At 51.2% G+C, this 25095-nt stretch carries 29 protein-coding genes and 1 pseudogene; 1 reads left to right on the forward strand and 29 read right to left on the reverse strand.

Translation table 11 applies throughout. The features are described 5' to 3' along the window. Position 1: 1 nt before the first annotated feature. The 3 genes and pseudogenes from SGLY_RS00270 to SGLY_RS00280 all read right to left on the reverse strand — a co-directional run. Positions 2-223: pseudogene (locus SGLY_RS00270) on the reverse strand (DNA cytosine methyltransferase); the annotation flags it as partial. Further along, positions 223-606, reverse strand: coding sequence for a DUF7768 domain-containing protein (locus SGLY_RS00275; protein WP_013623298.1), 384 nt, complete (start codon positions 604-606; stop codon positions 223-225). The gene SGLY_RS00275 and the pseudogene SGLY_RS00270, both read right to left, overlap by 1 nt. Positions 607-625: 19 nt before the next feature. Further along, positions 626-1531: a conjugal transfer protein TrbL family protein gene (locus tag SGLY_RS00280; RefSeq protein ID WP_013623299.1), complete on the reverse strand. Its 906-nt coding sequence runs from the start codon at positions 1529-1531 to the stop codon at positions 626-628. A gap of 197 nt (positions 1532-1728) precedes the next feature. Between SGLY_RS00280 and SGLY_RS17990 the strand changes: the two genes are divergently transcribed. Beyond that, entirely contained in the window at positions 1729-1896 is a 168-nt protein-coding gene (locus tag SGLY_RS17990) for a hypothetical protein (RefSeq protein WP_167875176.1), read from the forward strand. A gap of 91 nt (positions 1897-1987) precedes the next feature. Here SGLY_RS17990 and SGLY_RS00285 read toward each other — a convergent pair whose 3' ends face one another. The 26 genes from SGLY_RS00285 to SGLY_RS00405 all read right to left on the reverse strand — a co-directional run bounded on the left by SGLY_RS00285 (position 1988) and on the right by SGLY_RS00405 (position 25034). After that, on the reverse strand, positions 1988-2326 hold the full coding sequence (locus SGLY_RS00285) for a DUF3852 domain-containing protein (RefSeq protein WP_013623301.1): 339 nt from the start codon (positions 2324-2326) through the stop codon (positions 1988-1990). 180 nt (positions 2327-2506) lie between these two features. Further along, entirely contained in the window at positions 2507-2866 is a 360-nt protein-coding gene (locus SGLY_RS00290) for a hypothetical protein (protein WP_330615988.1), read from the reverse strand. Between the two features lie 13 nt (positions 2867-2879). Continuing rightward, the gene (locus tag SGLY_RS00295; RefSeq protein WP_013623302.1) at positions 2880-4580 is read right to left on the reverse strand and encodes a DUF8193 domain-containing protein; all 1701 of its coding nucleotides are present in this window, start codon (positions 4578-4580) and stop codon (positions 2880-2882) included. Between the two features lie 66 nt (positions 4581-4646). Next, positions 4647-5219: a DUF6550 family protein gene (locus SGLY_RS00300; protein WP_013623303.1), complete on the reverse strand. Its 573-nt coding sequence runs from the start codon at positions 5217-5219 to the stop codon at positions 4647-4649. A 108-nt stretch (positions 5220-5327) separates the two neighbouring features. Beyond that, positions 5328-5876, reverse strand: a complete 549-nt coding sequence (locus SGLY_RS00305) for a hypothetical protein (RefSeq protein ID WP_013623304.1) — start codon at positions 5874-5876, stop codon at positions 5328-5330. After that, positions 5873-6268 carry a DUF4320 family protein gene (locus SGLY_RS00310; protein ID WP_013623305.1) on the reverse strand — a complete coding sequence of 132 codons (396 nt, stop codon included), beginning with the start codon at positions 6266-6268 and terminating at the stop codon, positions 5873-5875. Before SGLY_RS00310 ends, SGLY_RS00305 begins: the two co-directional genes overlap by 4 nt. After that, entirely contained in the window at positions 6262-6918 is a 657-nt protein-coding gene (locus SGLY_RS18210; RefSeq protein WP_013623306.1) for a hypothetical protein, read from the reverse strand. Before SGLY_RS18210 ends, SGLY_RS00310 begins: the two co-directional genes overlap by 7 nt. 12 nt (positions 6919-6930) lie before the next feature. Then, complete coding sequence (locus tag SGLY_RS00320) at positions 6931-7803, reverse strand: hypothetical protein (protein ID WP_013623307.1); 873 nt, start codon at positions 7801-7803, stop codon at positions 6931-6933. A gap of 10 nt (positions 7804-7813) precedes the next feature. Beyond that, positions 7814-8743 carry a type II secretion system F family protein gene (locus SGLY_RS00325; RefSeq protein WP_013623308.1) on the reverse strand — a complete coding sequence of 310 codons (930 nt, stop codon included), beginning with the start codon at positions 8741-8743 and terminating at the stop codon, positions 7814-7816. Continuing rightward, complete coding sequence (locus SGLY_RS00330; protein ID WP_013623309.1) at positions 8740-10272, reverse strand: type II/IV secretion system ATPase subunit; 1533 nt, start codon at positions 10270-10272, stop codon at positions 8740-8742. Before SGLY_RS00330 ends, SGLY_RS00325 begins: the two co-directional genes overlap by 4 nt. Beyond that, positions 10266-11081: a CpaE/TadZ family protein gene (locus SGLY_RS00335; RefSeq protein WP_013623310.1), complete on the reverse strand. Its 816-nt coding sequence runs from the start codon at positions 11079-11081 to the stop codon at positions 10266-10268. Before SGLY_RS00335 ends, SGLY_RS00330 begins: the two co-directional genes overlap by 7 nt. After that, positions 11081-11905: a Flp pilus assembly protein CpaB gene (gene cpaB, locus SGLY_RS00340; RefSeq protein WP_013623311.1), complete on the reverse strand. Its 825-nt coding sequence runs from the start codon at positions 11903-11905 to the stop codon at positions 11081-11083. The genes SGLY_RS00335 and cpaB overlap by 1 nt, the downstream gene beginning before the upstream one ends. Before the next feature lie 28 nt (positions 11906-11933). Continuing rightward, entirely contained in the window at positions 11934-12068 is a 135-nt protein-coding gene (locus SGLY_RS18480; RefSeq protein ID WP_013623312.1) for a hypothetical protein, read from the reverse strand. Next, positions 12065-12517, reverse strand: coding sequence for a prepilin peptidase (locus SGLY_RS00345; protein WP_013623313.1), 453 nt, complete (start codon positions 12515-12517; stop codon positions 12065-12067). The genes SGLY_RS18480 and SGLY_RS00345 overlap by 4 nt, the downstream gene beginning before the upstream one ends. Beyond that, positions 12507-12737, reverse strand: coding sequence for a DUF6133 family protein (locus SGLY_RS00350; RefSeq protein WP_013623314.1), 231 nt, complete (start codon positions 12735-12737; stop codon positions 12507-12509). The genes SGLY_RS00345 and SGLY_RS00350 overlap by 11 nt, the downstream gene beginning before the upstream one ends. 168 nt (positions 12738-12905) lie before the next feature. Further along, positions 12906-14705 (reverse strand): group II intron reverse transcriptase/maturase, encoded by a 1800-nt coding sequence (gene ltrA / locus SGLY_RS00355; RefSeq protein WP_013623315.1) that lies wholly within the window; start codon positions 14703-14705, stop codon positions 12906-12908. Between the two features lie 546 nt (positions 14706-15251). Next, complete coding sequence (locus SGLY_RS00360) at positions 15252-19190, reverse strand: S-layer homology domain-containing protein (RefSeq protein ID WP_013623316.1); 3939 nt, start codon at positions 19188-19190, stop codon at positions 15252-15254. A gap of 10 nt (positions 19191-19200) precedes the next feature. Then, complete coding sequence (locus tag SGLY_RS00365; protein WP_013623317.1) at positions 19201-19560, reverse strand: SpoVG family protein; 360 nt, start codon at positions 19558-19560, stop codon at positions 19201-19203. A 33-nt stretch (positions 19561-19593) separates the two neighbouring features. Next, positions 19594-19890, reverse strand: a complete 297-nt coding sequence (locus SGLY_RS00370) for a DUF6133 family protein (RefSeq protein ID WP_227020152.1) — start codon at positions 19888-19890, stop codon at positions 19594-19596. A 23-nt stretch (positions 19891-19913) separates the two neighbouring features. Continuing rightward, positions 19914-20468: a YodL domain-containing protein gene (locus SGLY_RS00375; protein WP_013623319.1), complete on the reverse strand. Its 555-nt coding sequence runs from the start codon at positions 20466-20468 to the stop codon at positions 19914-19916. A gap of 41 nt (positions 20469-20509) precedes the next feature. After that, entirely contained in the window at positions 20510-21082 is a 573-nt protein-coding gene (locus tag SGLY_RS00380; RefSeq protein ID WP_013623320.1) for a hypothetical protein, read from the reverse strand. Positions 21083-21145: 63 nt separating this feature from the next. After that, on the reverse strand, positions 21146-21976 hold the full coding sequence (locus SGLY_RS00385; protein WP_013623321.1) for a DNA adenine methylase: 831 nt from the start codon (positions 21974-21976) through the stop codon (positions 21146-21148). Positions 21977-21984: 8 nt separating this feature from the next. Beyond that, positions 21985-22317: a hypothetical protein gene (locus SGLY_RS00390; protein ID WP_013623322.1), complete on the reverse strand. Its 333-nt coding sequence runs from the start codon at positions 22315-22317 to the stop codon at positions 21985-21987. A gap of 139 nt (positions 22318-22456) precedes the next feature. Continuing rightward, positions 22457-22744, reverse strand: coding sequence for a hypothetical protein (locus SGLY_RS00395; protein ID WP_013623323.1), 288 nt, complete (start codon positions 22742-22744; stop codon positions 22457-22459). 78 nt (positions 22745-22822) lie between these two features. Continuing rightward, complete coding sequence (locus SGLY_RS00400) at positions 22823-24313, reverse strand: antirestriction protein ArdA (protein ID WP_013623324.1); 1491 nt, start codon at positions 24311-24313, stop codon at positions 22823-22825. Beyond that, the gene (locus SGLY_RS00405; protein ID WP_013623325.1) at positions 24306-25034 is read right to left on the reverse strand and encodes a DUF4314 domain-containing protein; all 729 of its coding nucleotides are present in this window, start codon (positions 25032-25034) and stop codon (positions 24306-24308) included. The genes SGLY_RS00400 and SGLY_RS00405 overlap by 8 nt, the downstream gene beginning before the upstream one ends. Positions 25035-25095: the final 61 nt, after the last annotated feature.

Genomic DNA, 25095 nt, shown 5'->3' on the forward strand with positions numbered 1-25095 from the left:
AATCCTGGCATGGGCTGCCCCCGCAGATCACATCCACAAGAGGCAATGCCGCTCCGTCAAGTTTTGTGATATCTCCGACATGGAGCATTTCAGGAAATCGGATTTTTGTCACTTCAATGGGAAAGGCTTCGATTTCACTTGCCCATAAGGGGGTGATTCCATTGTGGACAGCAACAAGCGGGAAGCCTCCGATCCCATCGAAGAGGCTCCCCATCGTCATCATCAGACCATCCTCATAGCCTGTTCGGGAGCCTCGGCCGGTACATTGTTTTTTACTCTGCCTATGGCAAAGCCGTTTTCCTGTTCCATTACCCGGCGTACCGGGATTCCGAGTCTGCCCGCTTCCTCGATTTCAAGGTGCATTCCGAGTGAGATATGGTCGCCGTAGCACCATAACTCATCACAACGGGACAACATGGCGATTCCCATGTCAAGCCCAAGCTGACGCTGTTCCGGCTGATGTTCGTCCAGAATGGTGGGGTATAGCAAATGGGGCGCAAAAAAAGCGTACCCCTCGTTCATTACATGATGGCACGCTTTCTTGGCAAACTCGGTATTCTTTTCGATGTCCCCGGCGTAGGGGGACGCCATATAAATCAATTTCATGGCCTTTTTCCTTTCTGCGTTATTTCGGTGCAACCGCCTGCACCACAGTTCGGGTGGTGTTCACAGCGGCCTGCGCCGTGTACACGGCACTCATCACATTAGCCTTTGTGCTGGTGTCCAGCCCAAAAGCTCCAGCGATTCTTGGCACTTCCCCTGCGGAAAGCATCAGCCCAAGCCCCAGCAGGGCGTGGGTTCTCAGGACCATAAGCCCTGCGGCAAGGATGGTTGCCTGCAAAAATGTGGTGAGGCACAGACCGATGATCTGCTTGCACCACTGTGTAAATCCGTCAATGTAACCGCGAGGAACGGAAAACATATACAGGCTGCCTACAGCAATCTGGATCAGCAAAATGCCCCCACGTTTTAAATTGGCAAAAAAAACTTTAATGACCGAGTATCCCATCATGATAATCAGGAAAAGCATCATGATGGGGTTTGTGATGCCCGACAGCCCTCCAAAGATACCGGAGCCCATAGCACCGCCCAGGTCTGACGAGCTGCCAAGCTCTGCTATGATGTTCCCCGCAAGGTCACCGAAGCTGCTTCCGTAGCCGGTGATTCCTGCCGTGAGGCTGCTCTGGAGATTGACCGAGAGCTTGAACAGCTCCACCGGTAAGATGGTAAAAAGGGACACCGCCATAAAGCCTTTGATGGCGTTTAAGGCGGCGTCTTTTATGCTGCCCCGGCCGTGCTGGTACTCGATTCCGGTTTCAAACACCGACACCACAAGCCCGGTCCCGTACAGCGCCCAAGCCAGATAAGAGAAAAACAGGACGATGGACTGTACCCATTCCATAGAGAACAGCTCCACGCCCATATTTCCCATTTGTGCAAAAAAGTCAGCAAGAAAGCCAACCACTTGTCCGTAGAGCCATTCGATGATCTGATCCATCACGGTTCCGAGGACAAAATCCCATATAAACATTTGGAAGTTCACCTCCTTCGAGACATAAAAAATCACACCGTAGCAAGGCACACGGTGTGTTCATTCATCTCGGTTAATAAATTTCGAGCAATGATTTTTATTTGAGTAAAGCTCAAAAACAACTTGACAATCAGCTCTTTCAGAGTTTCAATACCACACAACGGTGGCCGCCGAAATAATCTTAGGAGGTCAATTGCATGGCAGATTACAAAAAAATGTACGATTCGCTGTTCAATGATGTGACGGACGCGATATCGTTGCTTCAGCGCGCACAGCAAAAAACGGAGGAGCTTTTTATCTCTGGCGATGATGGCATCGTACTTGAGATTAGAAAAGAATCCGGGCCTGAGGGCGAAAAAGAATAGCGGAATCATTTTGTAAAGTAAGGAGAGTGGCACGAGCTGCTCTCCTTACTTTTCTGATGTAAACACCATCATGCATAATCGGAACACCTTACTACATCCCCAAAATCGTCCAGATGTAAGTCGGAGCCGTAAGGGTGAACACCAAACAGGCGAACAAAATCGCCGGAGCCGCCCACTCAAACTGACCATGCTTTCGATAATCAAAGTACGCCATCCCTAATTTTGCAAAGAAAAACACCGCCAGAATGAGGTCGATTGCGGGAAACACCACCTTGTTGACCACCGTCTTAATCTGCCCGGAGGCGTCATTCCATGTGCCCTCAATAGCTCCCGCAACATCGCCATTTGCCGCAAAAGCGGTTGTGCTGAAGAACATGGTTACCATGAGGACGAGGATAAGCATAAGAGCAATTTTCTTATACCTTTTCATAAAAACCACCTTTCTAAAAGTTAAGAAAAGGCCGCAGAATTGCTCCTGCAGCCTTGTTCTTTTTCTGTATTTATAGTTTCATTGTCATATCCATGCCCTGAGCCTGTTCTTCCAGGAGCGAGGACACTTCAATTACCTGGGGGTTCTGATAAAATTTCAGGTCACCGCGGAAGCCTTTCTTCAACAAGCTGAATTCTTCAGCCTCCGCAAGTATTTCGGGAGGACGCCGGGTGGCATCTCCTGATTCCATCTTACCCATTCCCCATTTTGATGCCGTTGCTCCAGCTTTAGGATGATGTAACCCTCTGGTACAAAAGCGGGGTATCTCTGTAAAAATCCCCGTGTATCAACATAGGGATGTCCTTCCTTCATGACGGTCATTTCCATAAGCTGCAGGGTGTCTGCGAGAGAAGTGCAGAACCAGCACTCACGATCTCCAAATCGCCGGATGCGCCCATCCTGCAATATTGCATCCAGCCGGTCCTTTTGCGTGTAGTGGTACAGGCTGCCTTTTGGCGCCTCAATTCGTTCATATGCCATTGTATCCTCCCTGCTATGGCTTCTTAGGAGCGACGTGCCAGTCCTGCCACAAGTTGCCCCTTATGGTCAGGCTGTCTGTAAGGTTGGCCGACAGCATTCCATCCGGAGTCCACCCATCAATGAGCCATGTGTTAACGGTATATGCTCCGTCCGGCATCCAGATCGGGCTGAAATGGGTGCGGTTTTTGTAGGTGGAGTAAGGGTTTTGCTGAAGCTCAAATCGCCCCGATCCCATGCGCTCCAAGAGCCGCCAATAGGTTTCATAGGCAAATTCGGGAAAATAGCTGACCGCATTCTGCGGCTGGGTAACCGCCGAGCTTTGGTTGGAGCTGATACTTCCGGTGACGGTCTGGTTGATGCCATATCCCGATTTCATCGTTCTTCCGCTGGCAGTCGGATTCATGCTGTCGCATTTGATGCTCATGGCGGCGGTCAGGCTGGCACTGTAACGGTTCAGGTCAAACTCCCACCATCCGTGATCGCACCAATATCCGTTATCGTTTCCTTCATCGTCATAATCACTGTGCCACACCCAATATTCCTGCCACCACGGCCGCCAGACACTCCAGCTTGCCGAGCTTTTTACCGCTCTGCTTGGTATGGCAGAAGCACGGAAGCTATCGTTGCGGTCATCGGCTACGGGATTGGGCGGAGGGTTCTTATCAAGGTCAAGGATTTTGACGTTGAGGGTCATTTTCGCCGTACTGCCGGGACCGGATACCGTCACCTGAATTGTCATGTTCTGCTCAGTATCGGGGGTTTTCCATTTTACCCACGCAAGCTGGCTATCGCCTTCGGGGTAGTAGACATTGCCCACACTGTAGGTTTGCCCACCGATATTAAAGCTGATGCGGGTGGGCCTGTCGGGATCGGACTGACCTCCGCTGATCCTCACCGCCGTGATGACATTGGTGTTTACCCGGTACTCATAATCGTAGGCGTCAATCTGAGGTTCCTCTGGTTTCTCCGTAAAACGGACAATGCCAAGTCCAAGGCTGGACTTGATATCCGCATTGGATGCGGCGCTGCTTTTGCTGCCTCCCCATGCGGGATAGCCGAGGTCGCCTACCTCCAAAAACATGGCGAGGGGCAGATTCTTGTGGGTAAGAGACACCATTCTTCTGCGGAGCAGACCGCTAACCTGTTCATCATACAGGGCGGCTTCGGTAGCGGTGGTGGCAATCATAACTCCCTCAAATTTGTAGTAGGCAATGGGCTCCAAGAGGATTTTATACTCACCGCCGATGAGAACATCGTAATTCATGCCTGTTACATCTGCAATGCGTTTGATGACATATTCCGAGCAGAAATACTTCTTGATGGCGGCAATATTGTTGCTTCCGTTGGTACTGATAATGCGGGGTATGGTTTGAGCTGGATTGATATAATGGTACACACTTGTGGTAGGGCTTAATTGCTGACCGGAGCTATAGGACAGTTTGCTTACCTTTCCAAAATGAACACGAATATTGTCCGGTTTCTTATTTGTAAAATCTACCGGCGTGGTGACCGTTGCGTGATCACTTGCCCGAACCACAGTAATACGCACACCCTCGTTACCGCCGCTCCATGTGTTGGTGCTGGTTCCGCTGCCCATGCCTCCACCGCCGCCATCGATATTTCCGCTGCCGCCGGTATCAGCAAATGCGGTTAGGGGGCAGAATAGGCAAAGCACCAGCATAAGACTGGCTATGCTCTTGAATAATTTCTTCATTGCGGCCTCCTTTTTGCAAAAGTAAAGGCACGGTCTGTTTCAACCGTGCCTTGTGAAAGTATTCTGTTATTCCCCCATATTGCCGACTTGTTTATTGATATCGCCGTCACCGTCTACAGTTGTGCCTTGACCGCCACCGCCGTTATCGTCAATCCACCCGAAACCCGGCACATAAATCTTGCCGTCCTTGGTTTCGCCGCCCTGCGGCTGATTGTCGTTTTTTGGGGTATCCTTGGGCTTTTCCACCTTATCATGGTCGACGGGCTTGGGAGGCTCCGTGACCTTTTCGCCGTCAGGTTTCTGCGTGGGGTCTTTGAGCTGTTCCTCAGTATATTCCGGCTTGGTTGCATCGCTTTGGATGGTCTGTTCCGTGCCGCTGGAAACTGCACCGTTGTCGATGTTTGTCGGTTGGGTGGTATCAGGCGGGGCTACGGTGCTCTCTTTTTCTTTCTCTGTGCTATCCGGCACCCTGGTGTCCACCGTCACATTGCTCACCTCGGAGCTTTGGGGCGAGGGTGGGGTATCCACCGGCTTTGGGGTTATGAATTGCTGTCCGATCAGTACCACAAGCACCGCACAGAGGGCGAGGCATCCGGTTACGGCCAGCCATTTCTTCGTTTTGGCATTCATATTTTTCATAAGAGTGTCCTCCTATTTGTTAAATTTTGATAGGTTCCTGTTAAGTCACACCCTACCACGAACTTTTCAAAAAGTCTATCATTATTCCAAGAAAACTTCTCCGCAGGGTTAAAACCTCGGTGTGTATCCGGCGCTGGTCTTGACTTTGATCGTCATGGGGGGCAGCAGTTTTCCGCCAAAAGACACGGGAACCTCCAGCATGATGGTGCTGTCAGCTTCAAAGCGGGAGGAGGCTTGGTCGCCCGATGCAAAGGGAGCGTTTCGGATATCCACCTCCAGATTCCACACCTTAAATTCCAACTTGCCGTCCGGAGTGCGTTTTTCATGATAGCCGCCGCTGTAGGAAAGACCGAGTACACCATCCAGCCTGTCATAGATATCGCCGTAATCAATGCTTTCCTCAAAATCCTCGGCAATGGGCTGGTAGGCTCCCGAATAACCCTCCCGCACGCCGTGGTACACATCGTCGTAGTTGTCGTTGACGGTGGAGATAACAGCGGTCTGCACCGCATCCCGCACGCCCTGCGCTACGATTACAAGCCGGAAATATTCTGAAATGCCGGTAAAGATAATCACCAGCGACAAGGCGATGGCAATGATGAGCGGGAAGCCTGAGCCGCTTTTCCCTTGTAGGATTTGCTTGATTTTTTCCGTCATTTCCAGTAGACCTCGCTTTTTCCCGCTGCATCTGCTCTCAGCGTAATGGGGAACGAGCCAAACCCGGCAAAAAGCCCGATGTTGGTCTTGTAGGTGACCGTCACCGTGACTTCTTCATTAAGCTGAATCCTGCCGGTCTTGGACCATGTCACGGTGGGGGTCAGTCCGGTCTTTTCCCGCAGGAATTGTTCACGGCGGCCGGTTTCGCTGCCGATCTGACCGGAGATTTCCGCCTCCCGAATGAGTTCCACGGCAAAGGTGTCAATCTGCTGTTTTTGGATATACACCGGGAACACCTTCACCGCAAGGGCGATAACCAGCATGGCACACAGCACCAGCACCGCCACATCAATGTAGCCTTCTCCGGCTTTGCTTTTCAGTATTTTCAGCACATGGTCACCCCCTGTTCAAAGGGGGCCTGCTCCTGTTCCGGCTCCCGGATGTAATCGCTTAATATGCGCCATGTACCCTTGCTGAAACTGGCCCTACGGACTTCTTGATTAAGCAGTTCCTCCGCGGTGATTTCCCTCCCATACTCAGGACTGCCAGGATGCCCCATTATGCTCTGCCCGGACAGCAGAAGCTGTGCTTTTTCCGGAGTCAGATACACACTACCACCGGGAGTCAACATGTCGAGATTGGCACAGGGATGGTGTTCAATGAATTCCCGCACAGTGTTTTTTTTGTCTGTTGCGGGACCCGGCGTATATTCCGGGTCAAGAGCATAATCCTGTTCTGCTGTACCCTTGTCCATCAGACTCCAGAGCGCATGATTGAGTTCTTCACTGAAATCCACCGATTGCTCCGATATCCACTGATCCCTTGCGACCTCCAGCGGGTTTTCAAAACACAGGAGGTATTCCATATAGTCCTCCGGGTACCCACCACCGTACAGCTCGTTATAGACAAAGCGGGCGGCAGTAATCTCATCGCTTTTTCCGATGAGAACACCTTTGGAAAGTCCGTCCAGTTCACGGAGGTAATCGTTCCAGTTGCGGTCGAGTTTTTCCCGAAATGCATCTATCATCTGTTCTCGCTGCATTTGCACACCTCCTTAAAACATCCCGCCGAGGGATGTGATGATTTCATAGACAATAATCGCCATGTAGGTCATGAGAAAGCACATCAGCATGGCAAAGGAAAATACTCGGATTTTGGGCGGAATCTTCATGGCCTGCGCTTTAAGCCGCTGGAGTTCCAGTTGCTTCATGTCGTGTGCCAGCATCTGAAAATACATCCCGCCGTCATCTCCGCGAAGTACGCCAATCAGCCCTCGCGTGATATCCGAGAGCATGGGCGAATTGAACCTTGACTCGAACCTCGTCAGTGCCGCCTCGTAGCTGGAGGAGCGCATATCTGCAGTGAGGATATCAAGCTCTGCGGAAAAATCTTCTCCCGCATTTCTCTTGAAATTCTCCAGCATGGACAGCACATCCCGGCTGGCTTTCAGCTCCTGGGTGATGGTTGCAACGAAGCGGGGCAGTTCCTGTTCGATTTTGCCTCGTTTAGCTGCCAGAGCCTCGTCCGCCTTGCGTATCTCTTTGAAATAGACCAGCACGGCAGCAAACAGTACAATGGGTGTCAGCAGCGGGAGGACGATAAGGCAGGGAATGATGCAAAGCGCAATACTCATTGCCTTGACGATTGCCATTGCCGTGAACAGCTCCGGCGAGTCGGAAAGTCCTGCCGCCGACAGCACATTTTCCATTCTGCTTTTCTTGTACTCATCCATGCGGAGGTAGCGGGAAAGCTGGACGGCGGCGTTTCGCAGCAGTGCATCGGTGGCTTTGGGTTTTGCCTTGGCCTGCTTACCCGCCGACAGCATCGCCTTTTGGGTGGCGAGAGTGGGCAGCCGCAGCAGATCGGCGGTAATGAAAAAGAGCCCTGCCGACAGGAGGACTCCAAATAAAAAGATGTAGATTGTCATGAGCGTCCTCCTATCTTCGATATTCGATGGGCTGCGTGAGCTTGATGACAAACGCCGTAGAAACGAAAATCACGGCGGCGCAAATGGTCAGAATAATCTGCCCCAGCGGTGTGTGCATCAGCGTGTGGTACCAATCCTTGTTCAAAAAATACATGAGCGGGATATTGCCGACGACGAGAACCTGCATGATGATGAATTCCTTTCTCGGCTCAAACACCATGTTTTCCAGCTCACCGTTAACCACCCGCATATCGGACAGCTTGCTGACGATAGGGGTCAAGGTGGTCTTGAGGCTGCGGTCGTGCTGGCAGGCAATGAGGGCATCACACCATTCGACATATACAGCGTTGTCGATGCGGTCTTTCAGGTCATGGAGCGCTGCCGTCACATCGGGGTCAACCAACCTGACACGGGACACAAACCCTTTGAAAACCGATAGCACGGGAGGGTTAAGATACGGCAGATTTTCGTCTACTGCCGTCAGGATGTCCTCGTTTCTGAGGTAGGCTGTGGTGATGATACTGAGCGCTGTTTCCAGCTCCGCCGCAATATCCCGCTTGAAGTGGCTGGCTGTGAGCTTTACCCACCAGAAAGGCAGGAACATACAGCCTACCGCCATCACAGGAACAAGGAAAAAGTTCGAGAGCATGATGGCGATGGATGCGCCCACGGCAAAGCACAGCAGAGACAGGGCACAGAGCATGGGAAAGCGTGCCGTCCTGCCTGTTACCTTGAGAATAGACTGCACCTCGGCAATTTCCCGGCGCAGATAGGACTGCTTTTTCCTGCGGGTGAATTCACCCACTTCGTCGCGGAGAGACTTGGGCCTGTCGGTGAGCTTTCCGAACACTGCCGTGGTGAACTCTATCGGAGTAAGGCCGAGTAAAATAAAAGAGCCTGCTATCATTCCGATGCAGGCGATTAAGAGTACCGTTGTCATGCGCTTTGCGCCTCCTTTCCCCGCAAGCTCTCGATGACCGCCTGGGGCATACCATTTTCCAGCAGCCGCTTGGCAAGGCTCTCCGAGATGGCATTGATCTGTTCGTGGTGTCCCTCGATGATGAATTTGCCGTCCTCCATGCGGTTTTCGGTAATGATATACTGGAACAATGGACGGTAGTTTCTTGTGCCGTCCGGGAGGATCTCGCACTCCTGAATCTCCATCATGCGGCGCTGCTTATTTTCAAGCTGCTTGCAGAACACCACAATGGGGTAGGCTTCGGTGACATAGTCCATAAGGGTCTGGTCGGACATATCCACCGCACGTTTGCACAGGGACACCATGCGGCGATAGGTAGCCTCGCAGGAATTGGAGTGGATGGTGGTCAGCACCGCAACTCCGGTTCGGGCGGCTTCCTGGGCGGCATTGGCCTCGGCGCCTCTCATTTCGCCCACTACGATAATATCCGGATTAAAACGGAGCGCATAGTCCAGGAGGTTGGTTTGATCGATGCGCTGGCGGTCATTGTCGCTGTCGCGGGTCAGGGTATGGATGACCGAATTGATCACCTTACCGTCCTTTTCCCGAACCAATGCCAGCTCACGGGAACCGTTTTCAATGGTATAGATTCTCTTATTGTCGGGGACGGTTGTCAGCACCCAGCCCGCCACGGTGGTTTTGCCGGAGCTGGTGGCGCCCGCCACGCAGACCGATATGCCGTAGCGGATACAGAGGGATAAAAAGTCCAGCATGGGGTCGGTCGCCGTACCGCTTTTGACAAAATCGTCTTTCTTCATGCTCTGCGGGTTGACGATACGGATGGAGGCGGCGACGCCCACATCTTCATCCACGATGGGACTTTTGAGAACGGCAATTCGGATGTTTTTAGAAAGATGCCCCAGCACGATGGGGCTGGCGTTGTCCAAGACCATGCCGCTGATGTGGAGCATCCTGCGGATTACATTGACAGCGTGCTGGGGGCTCTCAAAGCGTTCCTCCAGCTTGACCGTGCGGCCGTCCGAATATTGCACTTCAATGTCCCGCCACGAGTTGATGTCGATTTCCTCGATTCCGGTGCCGAAGATATATTTCGTCAGAAATCCGAACTCCGCCATTTCGGTGTAGAGAGCATCCGCCAGCTTGCCGCCGCTCATGCCGTTTACCGATACGCGACGGTCCTGAACGTACTTTGTGATGTAGCGTTTGAGCTGTGCCTTGGCATCCTCGCCGCCCGCAGTGATGAGGGTGCTGTAATGTTCGGAGATGTACTCCTGCACATCGGCAAGGACTGATGAGAAATCCTTACCCTCTGCTTCAGGTGTGAAGAACAGCGTATGGGTGCGGTTTACCCCTGAAAAATCCACAGTGCGGTTCACCGTAGACTCCTGATCCATGGTGTTGCTCAAAGCGGGAGCCGTCGCCGGGGGTGTGGATGGTTGGTTTTGTGTCTGTTTTTTCTGCTCCTGTTCGGCCTGTGCCTTATTTTTTCCCTTGGCAAATGCCGGGGTATTTCTCTTTTTCCCTAACATCCGAACACCTCCTTTGCAATTTTTTCAATCTCCCTGCGGAACAAGCGGCTGTCTTTTAGGGACAAATCAGCCAGCAGATTTCCTGCAAGGTACTGTTCCTCCAGCTCCTGAGAATGGATGATGGTAAAGGCTACCGAACCCAGCGCCTGACCGATCTGCTCCCTGGCCTGCTGGGGCTTTACGTTGCTGGCAACCTTGTATTGTTTATCAGCATCCCATTTGGAATCCCGAAGCAGAGGGAGCTGGCTGGAGAGATAACTCACAGACTTGAGGTCTGCATTGGCAAGGCGCAGGACGCTGTCTGCCTCCATGAGCGCCACGGCGGAGAGAATGTCGTTGGCGATATAGCTGCCGCAGTCCACCACAACGAATGGGGCGATTTCCCGTAGTCCGTCCATCAGCTCCTGTGCCTGTAGCTGCTCATAGGGCGGATAGGTGTACTCGTTCTCACCCTTTTTCATGCCGAGGATGGTCAGGTGGCTGTTTTTCTTGAGGGTCACCAGATTGTGCTTGATGAGGGCTTCGGTCACATGGGTAGCGGCAAGGATACTGCCCAGCGAATGCTCACTCTCCAGATCGGAGGGAGGGCAGACACAGGGCAGCATGGGTGCGGTCATATCACAGAGCAGAAGTACCACGTTTTTCTTCCGGTCCGCAAGATGCTTTGCAATCTTCACGGCGGTGACCGTCTTTCCGCTGCCGGGAGAGCCCCAAACGGCAAGAATGCCGCTCTGAGGCTCCTGCTCCGGTGGGGCATCTTCCCTGGCGGACTGGCGGGTGAAGATGCTCTTTTTCTTGAAATTCAGCATCACTGCACCTCGCTTTCCGCGGGTGTTTCGGATGCAGTGCTTTCCTCCGATTCCTGAGACTTGGGTTCAGATGAGCTGTCCTGTGGCACCTCCACAGGATACAGAGCGGCAATGACTTTGTCCTGCGCCTCTGTAAACTTTGCGGTGTTGGCAGGCGTGCCACGGTAAACGAGGGCGAGGTGGAGCTTGCCGTCAGCCTCCAGCTCCGCCAACACTTTGCTCTGTTCGGGAGATACCAGCAGGGTTACGGTGGAGGGCAGCTCACGCTCATCCTTCTCGGATTTGGCCTCACCGGTGTTGGCGTCATAGCCGGAGGAGGCAGTCACGCTGATGACCTCCACATATTTCAGCTCGGCGGGGATGACGGTGGAGCCCTGTTTTTTGTGGTCGGCGGCAATGACCGACACTATATCGCCGCTCTGGAGCTTGCCGGACAGACCGTTTGCAAAGCTCTTGATGGTCACCGACATGGCCTGCTTGGTGCCGTCCAAATTGTAAAGATAGGCATTCTCCGCAGCGGGGGTGTCGGACAGCTTGGTGTTCAAGATATAATCACCGATGGAGAGGTCGGATTTGGCATACTTGCCGATGACCATTTCGCTCTGGCGGATGACGTTGTCGGGCAGACCGAAGCCACCTACCTCCACGGTCTGGACCGTATCCTTTGTGATCTCATCGCCTGCTTTGATTTCCTTAACCACGCGGACGATCTCGGTTTTCTGGCTGACGGACTTGTTGAACAGCGGCGTTACGCCGAAGCAGATAAGCAGGGACAAAAGGATGCAGATTACACCGACAACAGTGCGATTCTTAAAAAGACTCATAGGATTTCCTCCTTTATTTCATTGTGATTTAGAAGCTGACGGAGCTGTATTTGCGGTATTTCGCTGCTTTCACAGCCCCCGGAATAAGGGCGGCAGCCAGCGAAACGGCGGCGATACCGGCGATGAGAATGGTCTTTTTTCTGCTGATATGGATTCTTTTCATGAGATAACTCCTCCGATATTTAGAATGGTTATGGCAAGAAAGCCGAGGGACAAAAACGGCGCCATCGGCAGGGATGCCTGCGCCGCTTTCTGAGGCTCCAGTTTGCGGAGCCTTCTGATGGCTTGGGCCCAGAAATAAAAAAAGAGGGATGCCATCAGACCGAGTGTCAACCCGGCCGTGCATCCCCAAAATCCCAAAACAATGCCCGCGGTGGCAGTGAGCTTGATATCCCCGCCGCCAATGCTGTCCGGTTTGTATAGGGCGGCAATGAGTAGCGGCAGCGCCGCAAGCACTCCCAAGAAATTGGCGGGGCTGAAATCAATCAGCCCCGCCAGTGCAATCAGGAGGCAGATGCTGTCCGGGATGATCCGTTTGCGGAGGTCCCACACAGAAGCCGCCAGAAGCAGAGAAGAAAAAAGCGCCGCCTGTGCGATGCCATTAGCCTCCATAGTTGAACATTTCCTTGATTCTCTGTGTCAAGGTCGGCAGTACCGTTTCCCCAAACAGGGCATAAAGCCCTGCCAGAAGCAGAGCGCCGATGACAACCGCCAGCAGGATTTTAATGGCCGTATCAATGTAGCCCTCCCCGCGGTTTCCGGAAAGGGTGTTTCGGGTTCTGACTACGGCTGTGGCAGACTTGTTCTTCAGCTTGCAAATGAGAGATTTCATAGATTTTCCTCCTTACTCGAAATGATAGGTTACGGAATACGTGATGTTGCTCTTGTTGTAGGGTAGGCAGCCAACGCCACGCCATATTTCTATGGCAGGTTTTTGTCTGCCCCCCTCCGAACCGTACGTACACCTTTCAATGTATACGGCTCTCCAATTGTTTCTAAATCATTTTCCGCCATGGATATCCCAGTGACAGTCTTTGCATACGATTAAGGTCTTTCTGTTCATTTTTGACATTATTAAAACCCAATTCGGTATATGCCTGCCACGTTTTTTATACTTGTCTTTGATATCCTTAAGTTTTCTTACATGATGAACTTCAATATTTTCAGTACTTCCACACAATTCACATTTGTTTGCATTTAACCTTGTAATTAGCTGTGAGTTAAAGGAAATATCATATCCAAAGCTGTCATAAACTTTAGCCTCTGGAAAGTCTTTTTTCACAATCCGGTCATTAAAGTACGTCATTGTTTTCTCGCCTTTTTTTGTATGGTATTTTACTCCAACAATCCGGCGTGTTCCTGTGCCATCTTTAACCGGCACATCAATTCCATATTTTTTAATGACCTTTTTTACAGATATATTTTCTTTTCTTGCAATAGTGTGCAACATACTGAAATAGTGATAATACTTAAATTTGTACAGCCTTTGACTTACATTGGTTGCCAGACAATAATAATTGTATAGCCCTCTGATTTCTGCGTTGTACTCGTTAATGATATCAAGTACAGGCAATTTTAGTCTTGGCTTAAAAACACACGATTCGCCATATTGAGTGAATTCTCTGATTTTTTGACTGATTACTTTATGTGGCACTAATAATTGAATCTGACCATTTACAGAACGTTTTCTGTTCCCCTGTTTATCCTTACCCATTTTGGTGTTGCAGTGCGCTTTCGTAAATTCATAGCCTAGAAAGTTTGCTTTTTCATTTCCGAGATTCGTAATTAACGTTTTCTCTTGATTTAATTCAAGATTTAATTTTTCTTTCAGAAACGTAGCTACATCTTCCTTAATAGATTCTGCCATTTCTTTACTTCCAATTACCTCAATTACAAAGTCATCGGCGTAACGCACATACTTTACCCTCGTAAAGTTACTGTCCATGGGGTCTAATGACGGTATGCTCTGTATCTCCTTTGTCAATCTTTTGATTTCTTCAAGATTCCCTTTTTTTATTGCCGTATATCTTTTGCCGCGTAGTCTTTGATATTCAGGATTACTTCTTCTTTTCTTTCCCTTGGTATTTTTATTAATGATTTCGTCCATATATCTATCAAATTCGTTTAGATAGATATTCGATAAAATGGGACTAATAATTCCACCCTGGGGACAGCCTGACAAAGACCTGTGCATTTGCTTAAATTCGAGGTATCCTGCTTTTAAAAACCGTCTGATTAACTCAATAAATCGGCCATCTTCTATCTTCTGAGATAAAATATTTAGTAAGATAGTGTGGTCAATGTTATCAAAGCACCCTGTAATGTCTCCCTCTATGACCCAGTTTGCACCTCTCATTGTGTTTTTTATTTGACACAAGGCGGTATGACAGCTTCTGTCCGGTCTGAACCCGTGTGAATTGTCACTAAAAATCGGTTCATAGATTGATTCCAGGAGTTGCCTAATGACTTCCTGCAACAGTTTGTCCTCAAAGCACGGTATACCAAGCGGCCTTGTCTTACCATTCTTTTTCGGAATATAGGTTCTTCTAACGGGTTTGGGGTAATACTGTTCAGTTTTTAGTTTTTCAATCAGAGTATCAATCATTTCATATTTAAAACCGTCAATGGTCCGGTTATCAACACCCTCTGTCATATTTCCTTCTTTGGATTGGATTCTGGCATAGGCATTGACATAAAATTCCCGGTTGTACAAATTCCTATATATTCTTTGGAATACATAGTGTTCATCATTCTGCGATTTCTGATTTAGCATTGATAAAATCGTGTTAGCGTTCTGCATTTCGCATACCTCCATTCTTTATCAATAAAACAATCTGCTTTCCTTCGCCATGTACAAGGCTTTCCCTTGCTCAGACTACTATGAAAGCTCCGTTGCCATATTAGATATTCAATGTCATCTCTCTTGGTTTTATCCTTGAGATTTATCACCATAAAGGCATTACATATAGCCGTTTTGACGGCATTCTAACTTAGGCAATCTCCGTTTAAACTCCATAATGCTTTTTGGCGCAACTTAGGCTTCCTTTTCGTTTCTTTTGCGTACTTATCGTACACCGAGATAAACCAAAGAGTATGAAGACAATGTACAGATATCTTCATAGATTTATCCTCAAACACATAAGTCAGAGTGTGTTTGCCCAACGTGTTAAAGCGAAGAAACTGGGATTGAAGCAGTATAGCTTTAGCCATATTGCGCTGTGGTCTTGCATATCTTGCTTCTTTCTGACTTCAAAACAAATATGCTTTTCCGACGTGCTTTGTTCCCATTGACCTTTCGGCTACTGGTAAGTCGGCTGACCAATTAGATTTCTCTTTAATCTAATGCTCACACACGAGCGATACTATAGAGTCCTTGCGGACGCACATACATGCAGTCGTGATTGGTGTAATAATAGAATTCCAGCCTTGTGTATACGCCTGCGCCAAGGCTGCGAGTGAAAGTGATGCCGTTGGTGGTGGTACCGTAGTCAAGCTGATCCCACTGGCTGGTCAGCCTGTTGTATCCACGCACTCTGCCGAAGTCCGAGCCGCTGTGACCACTTACAGGAGGCACCGTAAAGGTATATTCTGTGATGGTGGCGCCTTCGAGCCCGTTTTCCATGATAACGGAGTCAGGCCCTGTTAAGACCATCCCACCACCGCCGTTTGAGTCCGCCACAAAGAAAACGATGGCAGCCCAAGGCGATTCAGCGCCTGCGGAGTCCACCGCTTTGACGCGGACCACGTTCTTTCCACGGGGATAGGTCTGTGTTTCAGCATTTCGGCCCTCCCAGACAAGGGTGACAGCATCGCCATCGGGGTCAGAGCTGGTTGCCTTAATGGTGACCGGCGTTCCCGGCGCTACGCTGTTGCCGTTTGGAGTTCGGCTGATGACCGGCGCAGTCGGTGCAGAGTTTACGATGCTGAATGTTTTGGACACCCACTCCGAATACAGCCCGGTAGCATCTTTGGCACGAACACGGATGGTGTGCGTGCCAACGGCATAGTAGTTGTCAGCCGCCTTGTTGTCCCACTCCAGAGTGGTGGCATCGCCGTCCGAGTCAGCGGCTGTTGCGCTGATATTGACAAGGAATTTGCCGTTATTCGCTGTTCGAGTGGGGGTTGCGGTCAGAGTTACAGTCGGTGCGGAGCTGGTGATGGTGAAAGTCTTTGATGCCCAAGGAGAATATGCTCCGGCAATATCTTTGGCACGGACGCGGATGGTGTGCGTGCCTGCGGCATAGTAGTTGTCAGCCGCCTTGTTGTCCCATTCCAGCGTGGTTGCATCGCCGTCCGCATCGGCGGCTGTCGCACTGATATTGACAAGGAACTTGCCGTCCTTGACAATGCGGGTTGGCTCGGCTGTCAGGGTAACAGTGGGGGCGGCATTGGTCACGGTGAAAGTTTTCTCGGTCCAGGTAGAGTAAGCCCCGGCAATATCCTTCGCCCTGACACGGATGGTGTGGGTACCCGGCGCATAGTAGCCGTCAGCCGCAGTGTCCGCATACTCCAAGGTCACCGCATCTCCATCGGGATCTGTGGCATTGGCGGTGATGTTGACGAGAAACTTTCCATCCTTGGCTGTACGGGTTGGAACGGCCTCTACCACAGGAGCATTCGGCGCCGTATTGGTTACCGTAATACTCTCCGCATGTGAGATTACACGTCCTGCGCTGTCGGTGATGGAAGCGGTCAGGGTAAAAGTGCCGATGTCACGGATGGCAATTCTACCGCCGTCATTGCCCAGGGTACCCTGATACTGTGCGGTATTGCCATCCTTTTGCAGTGTCCAGACCACAGCATAGCTGCCGATATGCCGAACATCCCTTGCGGCAACCTCAAACTCCGTACTGTAGTGAACAGTCTGCGGCATGGTGAAAGCATACTGCACCACCGGCAGGATGCGGATGTTTTCGCTGTGGGAATAACTGCGTTTCAGATAGTCGGTCATGGCTGCGGTAAGAACATACTCGCCGCCGCCCTTAAAGGTAATCTTGCCGCCCTGGGGGGTGAGGCTGCCGTCAAACGCCTCGGAGAGCGGAATGCTCTTGCCGTCCTTGCTGACGGACCACTCCACAGGCAGAACATTATTATTGCCATGAGTTCTGAGGTCAATGGCGGTATCAGTGTAGGCAAAGGCAGGAAGTTCAAAGCCGATAGTCAGTACGGGAAGCACCTCGCACCTGTCCTTGCTTTCGTACAGAAAGACACGGCCGGTATCATCGGTGATTCTCGCTACCAGCTCATAGATGCCCGCTCTTTTGAAGCGGATGGTACCTCCGTCATTCGAGAGCTTTCCGTCCACATAAGTCGACCAATCTTGGAAACCGAATGTGTTATCCACCAGCCACTCAACGGCGAGACCGTCCAGATGGTTGGCTTCGGTTTTGACCACGATATCGGTGTCGGTATGGGCGTGTTTTGGCAGGCCGTAGGTAAGGTTGGGCACGGGATAAACCTTGAAGCCCTGCTCATAGCGGTAGCTCCTGCCGCCATCATCGGTGAACTCCGCTTTCAGGATATAGCTGCCTTTGGAGCGGAACTTCAGCTCACCGCCGTTGTTGCCCAGCGTACCCTCCGCCGCATTGGTGAGGGATACCTCCTTGCCGTCATGCAGCAGGGACCATTTGGCGGTATGGCTGCCGATCTCTCCGAACACCGCTTCCACCACAACCGCTTTGTCGGTATGGAAGACTTCGGGCAAGTAGAATCCCGCCGAGCCCACCGGGTAGACCGTGATGCCTGCGCTACCGGCAAACACTCTGCCGGTAGCATCGGTAACGGAAGCGGTCAGCGCATAGACACCTTTTTCCTTGAATCGGATGCTGCCATGGTCGGGATCTCCTTCAATCCATGTGTCGATGTCAGCGGATTCTCCGTTGCGGGTCAGGGTGTAGGTTAGCGTGAGCCCATCCGTTTCTTTTGTTTCTGTTTTTAGCTGGGCGGTTTTATCGGTATGGGTAACTGCCGGCAGGGTGAGATTCACCTCCGCCACAGGGTAGACGGTAATGCTGCTCTGTGCGGTGACAACCTTGCCCAGCTCGTCTGTGATGGAGGCCGTGAGCGTATAGCTGCCCTTATCCTTGAACAGCACCGTGCCGCCAGCAGCGGTCAGCTCTCCGGTGACGGCTTTCTCCATATCGGCGGCGGTTCCATCTTTTTGGAGGGACCACAGCACCGAATTGGAACCGAGATTCTCCGTGGAAAGCTCCACCGGCACGCCGGTATCGGTATGGGCGGTTTCGGGCAGTGTGAATGCCGCTGTCACCACCGGATAGATGCTGACCGTCTGCTCATGGGTCACCGTGGCGCCCCGGCTGTTTTTTGCCGTGGCAATGAGGGTGATGCTACCGGTATGCGTGAATTTCACCTTGCCGCCTGCAGCGGTCAGTTCGCCCTCTGTCAGCCCGGGAAGCTCGGCGGGCAGTCCGTTTTTAAGAATTGTCCATGTCACACCGCTCACATAGCGACTTTCCGGCTTAATCTCAATTTCATCGGCGGTGTAGGCGGTTTTGGGCAATGTGAAGCTGAACTGCGGAGCGGGAACATAAGAGGAACCACCACCGCCAGAACCGCCGCCACCGGAAGGCTTATCCTCCGGCTTGGGTGTTACGGGCGGCTTCGGAGGTTCTTCTTTTTTGATCTGTTCCTTTGCTTTCTCCGTATCCACCAGCATTTCAAAGGCTTCCGCACGGGTGGCTTTGCCTTCCGGCTTTACTGTACCGTCCGGGTAACCAGTCACAATGCCGTACTTTTTGCCTGTACAGATACAGGCTTTATCCCCATCAGCGAGTCCATCGTCATCGGAAAACCCGGTGACACAGGGGCAGGATACATCATGGTCGCCCTTGCCGATAGCCCTCACCAGCATTCGGATCATCTCCATGCGGGTGATTGGATCATTCGGCAGGAACTTCGTCCCGAAATCGTCCTTTTGGATAATTCCTGCAATGATGAGCGACTCTACATACTGCTCCGACCAGTGTCCGGCAATGTCAGTAAAGCGAATGGTGACTTCACTTTCATCCGGTTCCGGCAGTTCCATAGTCCTGGCAATCAGGGCGGCAAACTCGCCTCTTGTAATGATTGCGTCGGGATGTGCGAGACCATCGGGATAGCCGCTGATGACGCCCTTATCCGTGAGGATTTGGATGGCTTCCTCCGCCCAATGGCCTTTGGCATCCTCAAAATATCGGTTTACCGCATAGGCGCTGCCCGCAAGCAGGGCAACAACCATGCAGACCACGAGGAGGATGCTGAGAGGTCTTTTCATTTTCTCCTTCATCGTCTACCTCCTACATCCCACCCATGACAGGCTGGCTTTGCTCCTGCTGGGGTTCGGGAGATTCCTGTTTCTGTACGGCGGTCTGCCCTTGGGTGAGCGCCTGCTGGTAGGCACCGATGACCGCCTTGTCAAATTCTGCTTTGGCTTCTTTGGTGCAAGGGAAGCAGATATCCTTGTACTCACCGTTTCCGGCTTTATAGCTGGGCATGGAGACAAACAGCCCCTTGGAGCCGTCCATGATCTTGATGCCCCGCACGGCAAAATCACTGTAGATGTTAACCGAGGCGGTGGCCTTGCAGCTTCCCTCCGGGCGGATGGAATGGATTTTCACATCGTACTTGGGGACAGCCGGTGTTGTATTCTTAGGCATGGTTTTTCCTCCTTCTTAAAATTGCCGGTACTCTTAACCGGCGTAGTTGAACATCTCCTTGATACGCTGAGTCAGAGTCGGCAGCACGGTTTCGCCAAACAGTGCGTAGAGCCCTGCAAGGAGCAGGGCGCCAATGACAACGGCCAGCAGGATTTTAATGGCCGTGTCGATGTAGCCCTCCCCGGCACTCTCTGAGAGAATGCGCCTGCCGCGGAATGCAAGTCTGGCGGCGGTGTCCTTTGCCGCCGTCAGCTTATGAGAAACCGCAGCCTTTACTTTTTTGATAACATAAATCATATGGTTTTCCTCCGTTCTATTGATGGCGGGCATAAGAAAAGACAGCCCAAGGCTGCCTACATACTCATGTCCATGGTTTGGATGGGTTCGGGTGATTCAAATTCGATCTGCCGGAATACCTTACGGTCCGCATAGTAGAACTCGCTTCCGGCAGCGTTGTATAGCTCAATGATGTCTGACATGGAGAGTGGATTCCCTAAAAAGCCGGGAGGCTGCCGTATGCTGTACCGCTCGTAGATAGTTTCTGGATCATTGGTATCAAGCTGGCCGTCATAGGCGATACGGTAATTTCCGGGAGACGGTTCTCCGAACTTCCGCACCATTTCCTCATAGGAAATAAATTTCATGTGGATATCCACGTCGGGCTTGAGCTGCCAGATGCGAACATTTTTCAGCGGAGCAGCAGTTTCGATACCACCCAGCCGTTCCCCGGCAAGAAGCCGCTCCATCACGCCATCCGTCCACTGCGGTGTTAGGGAACGGCTTTTCAGCCAAGCAGACAGCTCATTGCTCTGAAAGATGTTGTCCACAACTGCATTTTCTTTTTCTGTATAACCGGCCGGGTTTCCGTAATAAGAAATGAGGCCGTTTTTCAGGGAAATCCCCGGCATATTCTCACCTCCCAAGCGGTGTTTTGGAGAGCGAATACGGGTTATTTGCCATAGATGATGCTTTCCTGCATAATCAGTTCATCCAATGCCGCAAGGCAGATGCCGCTCTGCGCCAGCATTGAAAGAATGCAGGGAGGCACATCGTTGATGTCCTGCTGGATGTCCGCCTCCACCACCGTGATTTCACCGCTGTCCCCATCGGTATAGGCTTCCAGCTTGGCACCCTCGGGAATACCCGCTTCCTCCAGCAGATAGTCGGGAATATGGATGCTCTGGCTCTCGTCCAGCAGATCATGGCAGAGGGAGCAGTTAGCCACCCACTCGGCGGGGTTGTTGCCACAGCCGCATTCCGTACCAGCTTCAGGATTTTCATCGCCGCAGTTATTGCAGAGGCCGCAGGCTTTGGCGAGATGGATCGTCATATCGCTTGCCAGTTCACTGAGTGCGGTGATAACACGGATAAGCTCCAGCGCCGTCATCTTACCCTTGTGGATAACGCATACACCATCGGCAGCCATCACTGCAAGGGTTTCGGCATCGGTAAACCCGCACCGCTGCTGAATAACAAGAGGGATTTGCAGGGTCTGCTCGGTTTTCTTCTGATGATTTTTCATGGTCTGTTCCTCCTTAAAATGTTTGCCCCTTGATATGGGGCGAATTTTGTTTTCTGCTTCCGGTCAGAGTTCAATCCCTCCGTCATCAAATAAGTTGAGCTGTGAAGGAGCCTCCCTCGTCCGTTCTCGCATATCGTAGTTGGCAATGAGGATTTCAGGGAACTGCGCCCCATTGTCATACCTTTGCTTGATGTTGTTGATTCGGGTATAGGAGTCGATTTGAATGCCCGGTGTATCATATAGCTCCCGGATAAATTCGCAGTCATTGTAGGACAGCAGGAATTTGCCCTCAATCCGCAGCAGTGCATCCCGCAGGCGGATATGGTCTTTTTCTGTAAAGCCATCCTCGCCTACGTTTTTGTAGTAGTTCTCTGTTTCAAAGTACGGCGGGTCACAGTAGAAGAAACTAACGGGGCGGTCATACTGCCCAATCAGCTTCTCAAAGTCCTTGTTTTCAACGACCACTTTGGCAAGCCGCCTGTGGGCCTGCTCAATCAGCGGAAAATTGGACCGAATATCATGTGGCTGGCTGCCGTAGCTCGTCAGCCCCGATGCGTAGCTGTAGCGGATGAGCTGATAAAACCAAGCGGCTTTCTGCACATCCGAGGCAGGGCTGTCACGGGCAAGGGTATTTTTGACATGGTCAAAATCTGCACGGGCATTGAGAACATAACGCAGTGCGTCCATGAGTTCCTCTGGCTTATCCCGCACACAGCGGTAAAGATTGACCAATAACCCATTAAAATCGTTGTACACCTCAAAGTCATTGCCGGGGAACTTATGAAAAAGAATCCAGCCGCCCCCGCCGAATACCTCGATGTATCTTTCATAGTAGAGGGGAAAAAGGGTGACGATCAGCTCACGCAGGGATTTCTTGCCACCGATCCAAGACATAAAGCTGTTCAGGAGTCATCACCTCCCTCCAGCGGCAGGCGTATCTGCGTATCGTCAAACGCCGTGAGGGAACGCTTGAGTCCGGTGATGGCGGCGCTGATTCCGCTGATACGGCTTTTCATGTGCCGGATGGTCAGGCGCACTTCAGCCTCGGTCTTTGCGTAGAAATAGCCGCTTTGATCACTGGCAATGGGGATACCCTCACGGCGCAGGGCATTGACAAGGTCACGCAGTTCCTTACCTGAAACGTGGAATGCGTATTCCATCATTTTGCTTGTGACGGCATTTTCGGCGCCGTGATGATAACGATGCAGATACTCCGCAAGCTGCTCCTTGAGCATCATTGCCTCCTTTCCGGTTGTTTCCCCGGAAAGGAAGTCAAGGCAAAAAGGGCATAAAAAAACAGGGCCGCCTCCTGTCGGGGAAACGGCCTTGTTTCTATATTGGGGGTCTAAAAAAGCACAGACATCATTGCCTGTGCTACTTGATTACGCCAAGCTCCCTTAAAACTGTCACACAGTCCTTGGCGCCCTGGATGTACATATGCTGACTGTATTCGCCTAATAAAAGCTGCATGGCTTCAAAGTATGAGTCTGCGATCTGTTTCAGCTCATCATCGTATTTGGGATGATCCTTTAACAGTATTGATGCCTCCAGTTGCTGTTTCATAGCATCTCGGACATCGGCGTTGGATTCCGCCAGCTCTGCAAATGCCGCATTGAGCCGATCATCCAGAGCAGTTTGCAGGGAGTCTTTCCATTGCTCCATTCCGCTCACCTCCTTCAAGCACAACACCATGCCACAGATTTATGAAAATAGCTATACCAAATGCAGACAAAGATTCTGCTATTTCATTTCCATGCCGTGGCTCTGGCTTGGACGGTTAAGGCATTGCTCCACCGTCCGACCATTTTGTTGTTCAAGCAGTCCATAAGGGGTTTCGGCAATGCCGTATTTCTCCATGAGATACCGCCCGTATCCTTCCAAGTTGCAGAATTGCTCCAAGCCATCGTCGCTTTCAAATGACATCATCCTCTGAACTTCCTTTTCAGCGTAATCGGCGGGAGAAGCAGTTTCGGACAGAATCTCAAATTCCCCCGTCAGAAAAGCAAGATCAAGCGCATCCTCTAACGAAATATCCGCAGGGGTTGTTTCCAGCATCGCTTTGTAGGTCAGGACACCATTTTCCTCTTTGATGTGGCGGAGCTGCTGTGCCAATTCATTGACCAAGCCGTATCTGTCGCCCTCCGATTCATATAGGGAATCTTCGATTTTTTCAGTAAGGGAGGGTATCATGCAGTCCGCAGCGGAGAATACACATTCCTCCGGTGATGCTGCTTTCACCGCTTCAACGGCTTGAGAGAGCATCTCATCATCCGCGGGGAGCTTCAGGAAAGCAACCAGATTGTTATCATATTGCGGATCGTTAAAATACCCTTTGGTGATACGGAGAAGCACGGTATAATCCGGTTTTTCCAAGGGGACGGCATCACCGCTATGGTAGGTCTGCGAAATCTCGCCATTTTGGACCACATAGCCATGTGGAGTGAATACGCCACCCTCGCCCTCACGCATCTCTTTGCCAATTTTACCGAAGTCCAGGCATTCGTAAATTTCATCCGGCACATTTTCGAGTTCCGGCACAAAGTCGTTATCCGCATAAAATTTACCGAGGGTGCTGTCGTTATGGGCTTCATAGACGACATGGCAGTCCTTCATGCTGTGGGTCATGTTGATGAGGCGGTCTATTGCGATGGGGGAGTATTGGGTCCGGATGGTATCCATCATGACCATCCCCTCGAAGCAGTCCAGCTCCCATTCGTTTAATGAGGACAAACGCTCGGTCAGATGATTCAGCTCATATAGGTTCGCATTCGTGCCGATAAACTGAGGCAGATAGTCCAGCTCGCAGCCTATGATTTTCGTAGAATAGATGACACGTTTATCGGTGATGCGGGCCTTGTCCAGCGCATCCAATATTTGGTATGGTGTAGCAGGGAGCTTGAGAGTGGAGGAAGTCTCCGCACCAAATGAACCGGGGCGGCTAATTTCCACTTCAAAAATACGGCCGCCTTCCATGCCGGAATGCTCTTGTTGGGAAAGCTGGGGAACATTCCAGCCAAACAGCGCCCCTTGATGCATGGTATCGACCTGTTCGGCTGTAATGCCGTGCTTCTCATTGTAGCTGTTGACAATTACCTGGTTTGCCTTTCTATTCTCCGTGTTGAGTTCGGAGCGGCTGAATCCTGGCTTCCCATATTCAATGCGCATAATTTCGCCATTCGCATTCATGAACAGGCACTGTTCGGGAAGCCTATTCCTTGATTGTTTATCCAAGATGCATTCCTCCCATTTGCTGGCTCATAGCCTCTAATTCATCCTTTGTCGTTATGCTCCAGTCCCTTGACGCCGTCCAAAGGCTGACATATAGTTCATCGCTGCCAATCTTAATCGGATGCTGCTCGAAGCCCTCACCGAAACCATCTGATGCCTGACCAGAAGCATAATCTTTGAGCTGCTCCAGCTCCGCATCATTCAAATCCCCTTGTACCCGGCATTCAGCCACACCCATCAGCTTGTTCCCAACTTGCTCCACTGTGAAAAAGAGGGACTTCACTTTCTGACTTACGCTGTCATCCCCGTGATAATATTCCATGAGTCCTCGTTCCGTTTCCTCCGGCATCCGCTCCTTGAGGATGGCGGCAAGGATTCGGTCGTGATAGGAAAGTATCGTTCCCTGGTCGAGTTCCGAGGGGTATTCCTCCAAAGAGCCCCATTCATCGCGTTCATACTGCATCACAGCCAGAGGCATATACAGCTTTAGCGTTTGGAGGGGCTGTGGGATAACCGAAAATTTATCTACGCCTGGGATGAGAGCGAGGGATCGGCCGTTATCCCATTTCATGTGGAACTGGCCTGCATCGTCAATAAAGTTAATTGTTCCCTCCATACCTGACGGCACAGGCGCATAGGGGTCTTGCATTTCTGTTAACCGAATGCGGGTGCCGGGCGGATACTGTTCTTTTATAAATTTCAGAAATTCTTGCTGATGTCTCATGTGAGTTCCTCCTTTTTCTGCTTATTTCTACTGTGAATCCTCTGCATATCTGTTCTTAGGC

It is taken from the genome of Syntrophobotulus glycolicus DSM 8271 (genome assembly GCF_000190635.1).
Classification (GTDB): Bacteria; Bacillota; Desulfitobacteriia; order Desulfitobacteriales; family Syntrophobotulaceae; genus Syntrophobotulus; species Syntrophobotulus glycolicus.

Bases quoted from the DNA above. Each gene is read 5' to 3' on its own strand.
- SGLY_RS00275 (WP_013623298.1), bottom strand. From the start codon at position 606: ATGAAATTGATTTATATGGCGTCCCCCTACGCCGGGGACATCGAAAAG.
- SGLY_RS00280 (WP_013623299.1), bottom strand. From the start codon at position 1,531: ATGTTTATATGGGATTTTGTCCTCGGAACCGTGATGGATCAGATCATC.
- SGLY_RS17990 (WP_167875176.1), top strand. From the start codon at position 1,729: ATGGCAGATTACAAAAAAATGTACGATTCGCTGTTCAATGATGTGACG.
- SGLY_RS00285 (WP_013623301.1), bottom strand. From the start codon at position 2,326: ATGAAAAGGTATAAGAAAATTGCTCTTATGCTTATCCTCGTCCTCATG.
- SGLY_RS00290 (WP_330615988.1), bottom strand. From the start codon at position 2,866: ATGGCATATGAACGAATTGAGGCGCCAAAAGGCAGCCTGTACCACTAC.
- SGLY_RS00295 (WP_013623302.1), bottom strand. From the start codon at position 4,580: ATGAAGAAATTATTCAAGAGCATAGCCAGTCTTATGCTGGTGCTTTGC.
- SGLY_RS00300 (WP_013623303.1), bottom strand. From the start codon at position 5,219: ATGAAAAATATGAATGCCAAAACGAAGAAATGGCTGGCCGTAACCGGA.
- SGLY_RS00305 (WP_013623304.1), bottom strand. From the start codon at position 5,876: ATGACGGAAAAAATCAAGCAAATCCTACAAGGGAAAAGCGGCTCAGGC.
- SGLY_RS18210 (WP_013623306.1), bottom strand. From the start codon at position 6,918: ATGCAGCGAGAACAGATGATAGATGCATTTCGGGAAAAACTCGACCGC.
- SGLY_RS00320 (WP_013623307.1), bottom strand. From the start codon at position 7,803: ATGACAATCTACATCTTTTTATTTGGAGTCCTCCTGTCGGCAGGGCTC.
- SGLY_RS00325 (WP_013623308.1), bottom strand. From the start codon at position 8,743: ATGACAACGGTACTCTTAATCGCCTGCATCGGAATGATAGCAGGCTCT.
- SGLY_RS00330 (WP_013623309.1), bottom strand. From the start codon at position 10,272: ATGTTAGGGAAAAAGAGAAATACCCCGGCATTTGCCAAGGGAAAAAAT.
- SGLY_RS00335 (WP_013623310.1), bottom strand. From the start codon at position 11,081: ATGCTGAATTTCAAGAAAAAGAGCATCTTCACCCGCCAGTCCGCCAGG.
- cpaB (WP_013623311.1), bottom strand. From the start codon at position 11,905: ATGAGTCTTTTTAAGAATCGCACTGTTGTCGGTGTAATCTGCATCCTT.
- SGLY_RS18480 (WP_013623312.1), bottom strand. From the start codon at position 12,068: ATGAAAAGAATCCATATCAGCAGAAAAAAGACCATTCTCATCGCCGGT.
- SGLY_RS00345 (WP_013623313.1), bottom strand. From the start codon at position 12,517: ATGGAGGCTAATGGCATCGCACAGGCGGCGCTTTTTTCTTCTCTGCTT.
- SGLY_RS00350 (WP_013623314.1), bottom strand. From the start codon at position 12,737: ATGAAATCTCTCATTTGCAAGCTGAAGAACAAGTCTGCCACAGCCGTA.
- ltrA (WP_013623315.1), bottom strand. From the start codon at position 14,705: ATGCAGAACGCTAACACGATTTTATCAATGCTAAATCAGAAATCGCAG.
- SGLY_RS00360 (WP_013623316.1), bottom strand. From the start codon at position 19,190: ATGAAGGAGAAAATGAAAAGACCTCTCAGCATCCTCCTCGTGGTCTGC.
- SGLY_RS00365 (WP_013623317.1), bottom strand. From the start codon at position 19,560: ATGCCTAAGAATACAACACCGGCTGTCCCCAAGTACGATGTGAAAATC.
- SGLY_RS00370 (WP_227020152.1), bottom strand. From the start codon at position 19,890: ATGCCCGCCATCAATAGAACGGAGGAAAACCATATGATTTATGTTATC.
- SGLY_RS00375 (WP_013623319.1), bottom strand. From the start codon at position 20,468: ATGCCGGGGATTTCCCTGAAAAACGGCCTCATTTCTTATTACGGAAAC.
- SGLY_RS00380 (WP_013623320.1), bottom strand. From the start codon at position 21,082: ATGAAAAATCATCAGAAGAAAACCGAGCAGACCCTGCAAATCCCTCTT.
- SGLY_RS00385 (WP_013623321.1), bottom strand. From the start codon at position 21,976: ATGTCTTGGATCGGTGGCAAGAAATCCCTGCGTGAGCTGATCGTCACC.
- SGLY_RS00390 (WP_013623322.1), bottom strand. From the start codon at position 22,317: ATGCTCAAGGAGCAGCTTGCGGAGTATCTGCATCGTTATCATCACGGC.
- SGLY_RS00395 (WP_013623323.1), bottom strand. From the start codon at position 22,744: ATGGAGCAATGGAAAGACTCCCTGCAAACTGCTCTGGATGATCGGCTC.
- SGLY_RS00405 (WP_013623325.1), bottom strand. From the start codon at position 25,034: ATGAGACATCAGCAAGAATTTCTGAAATTTATAAAAGAACAGTATCCG.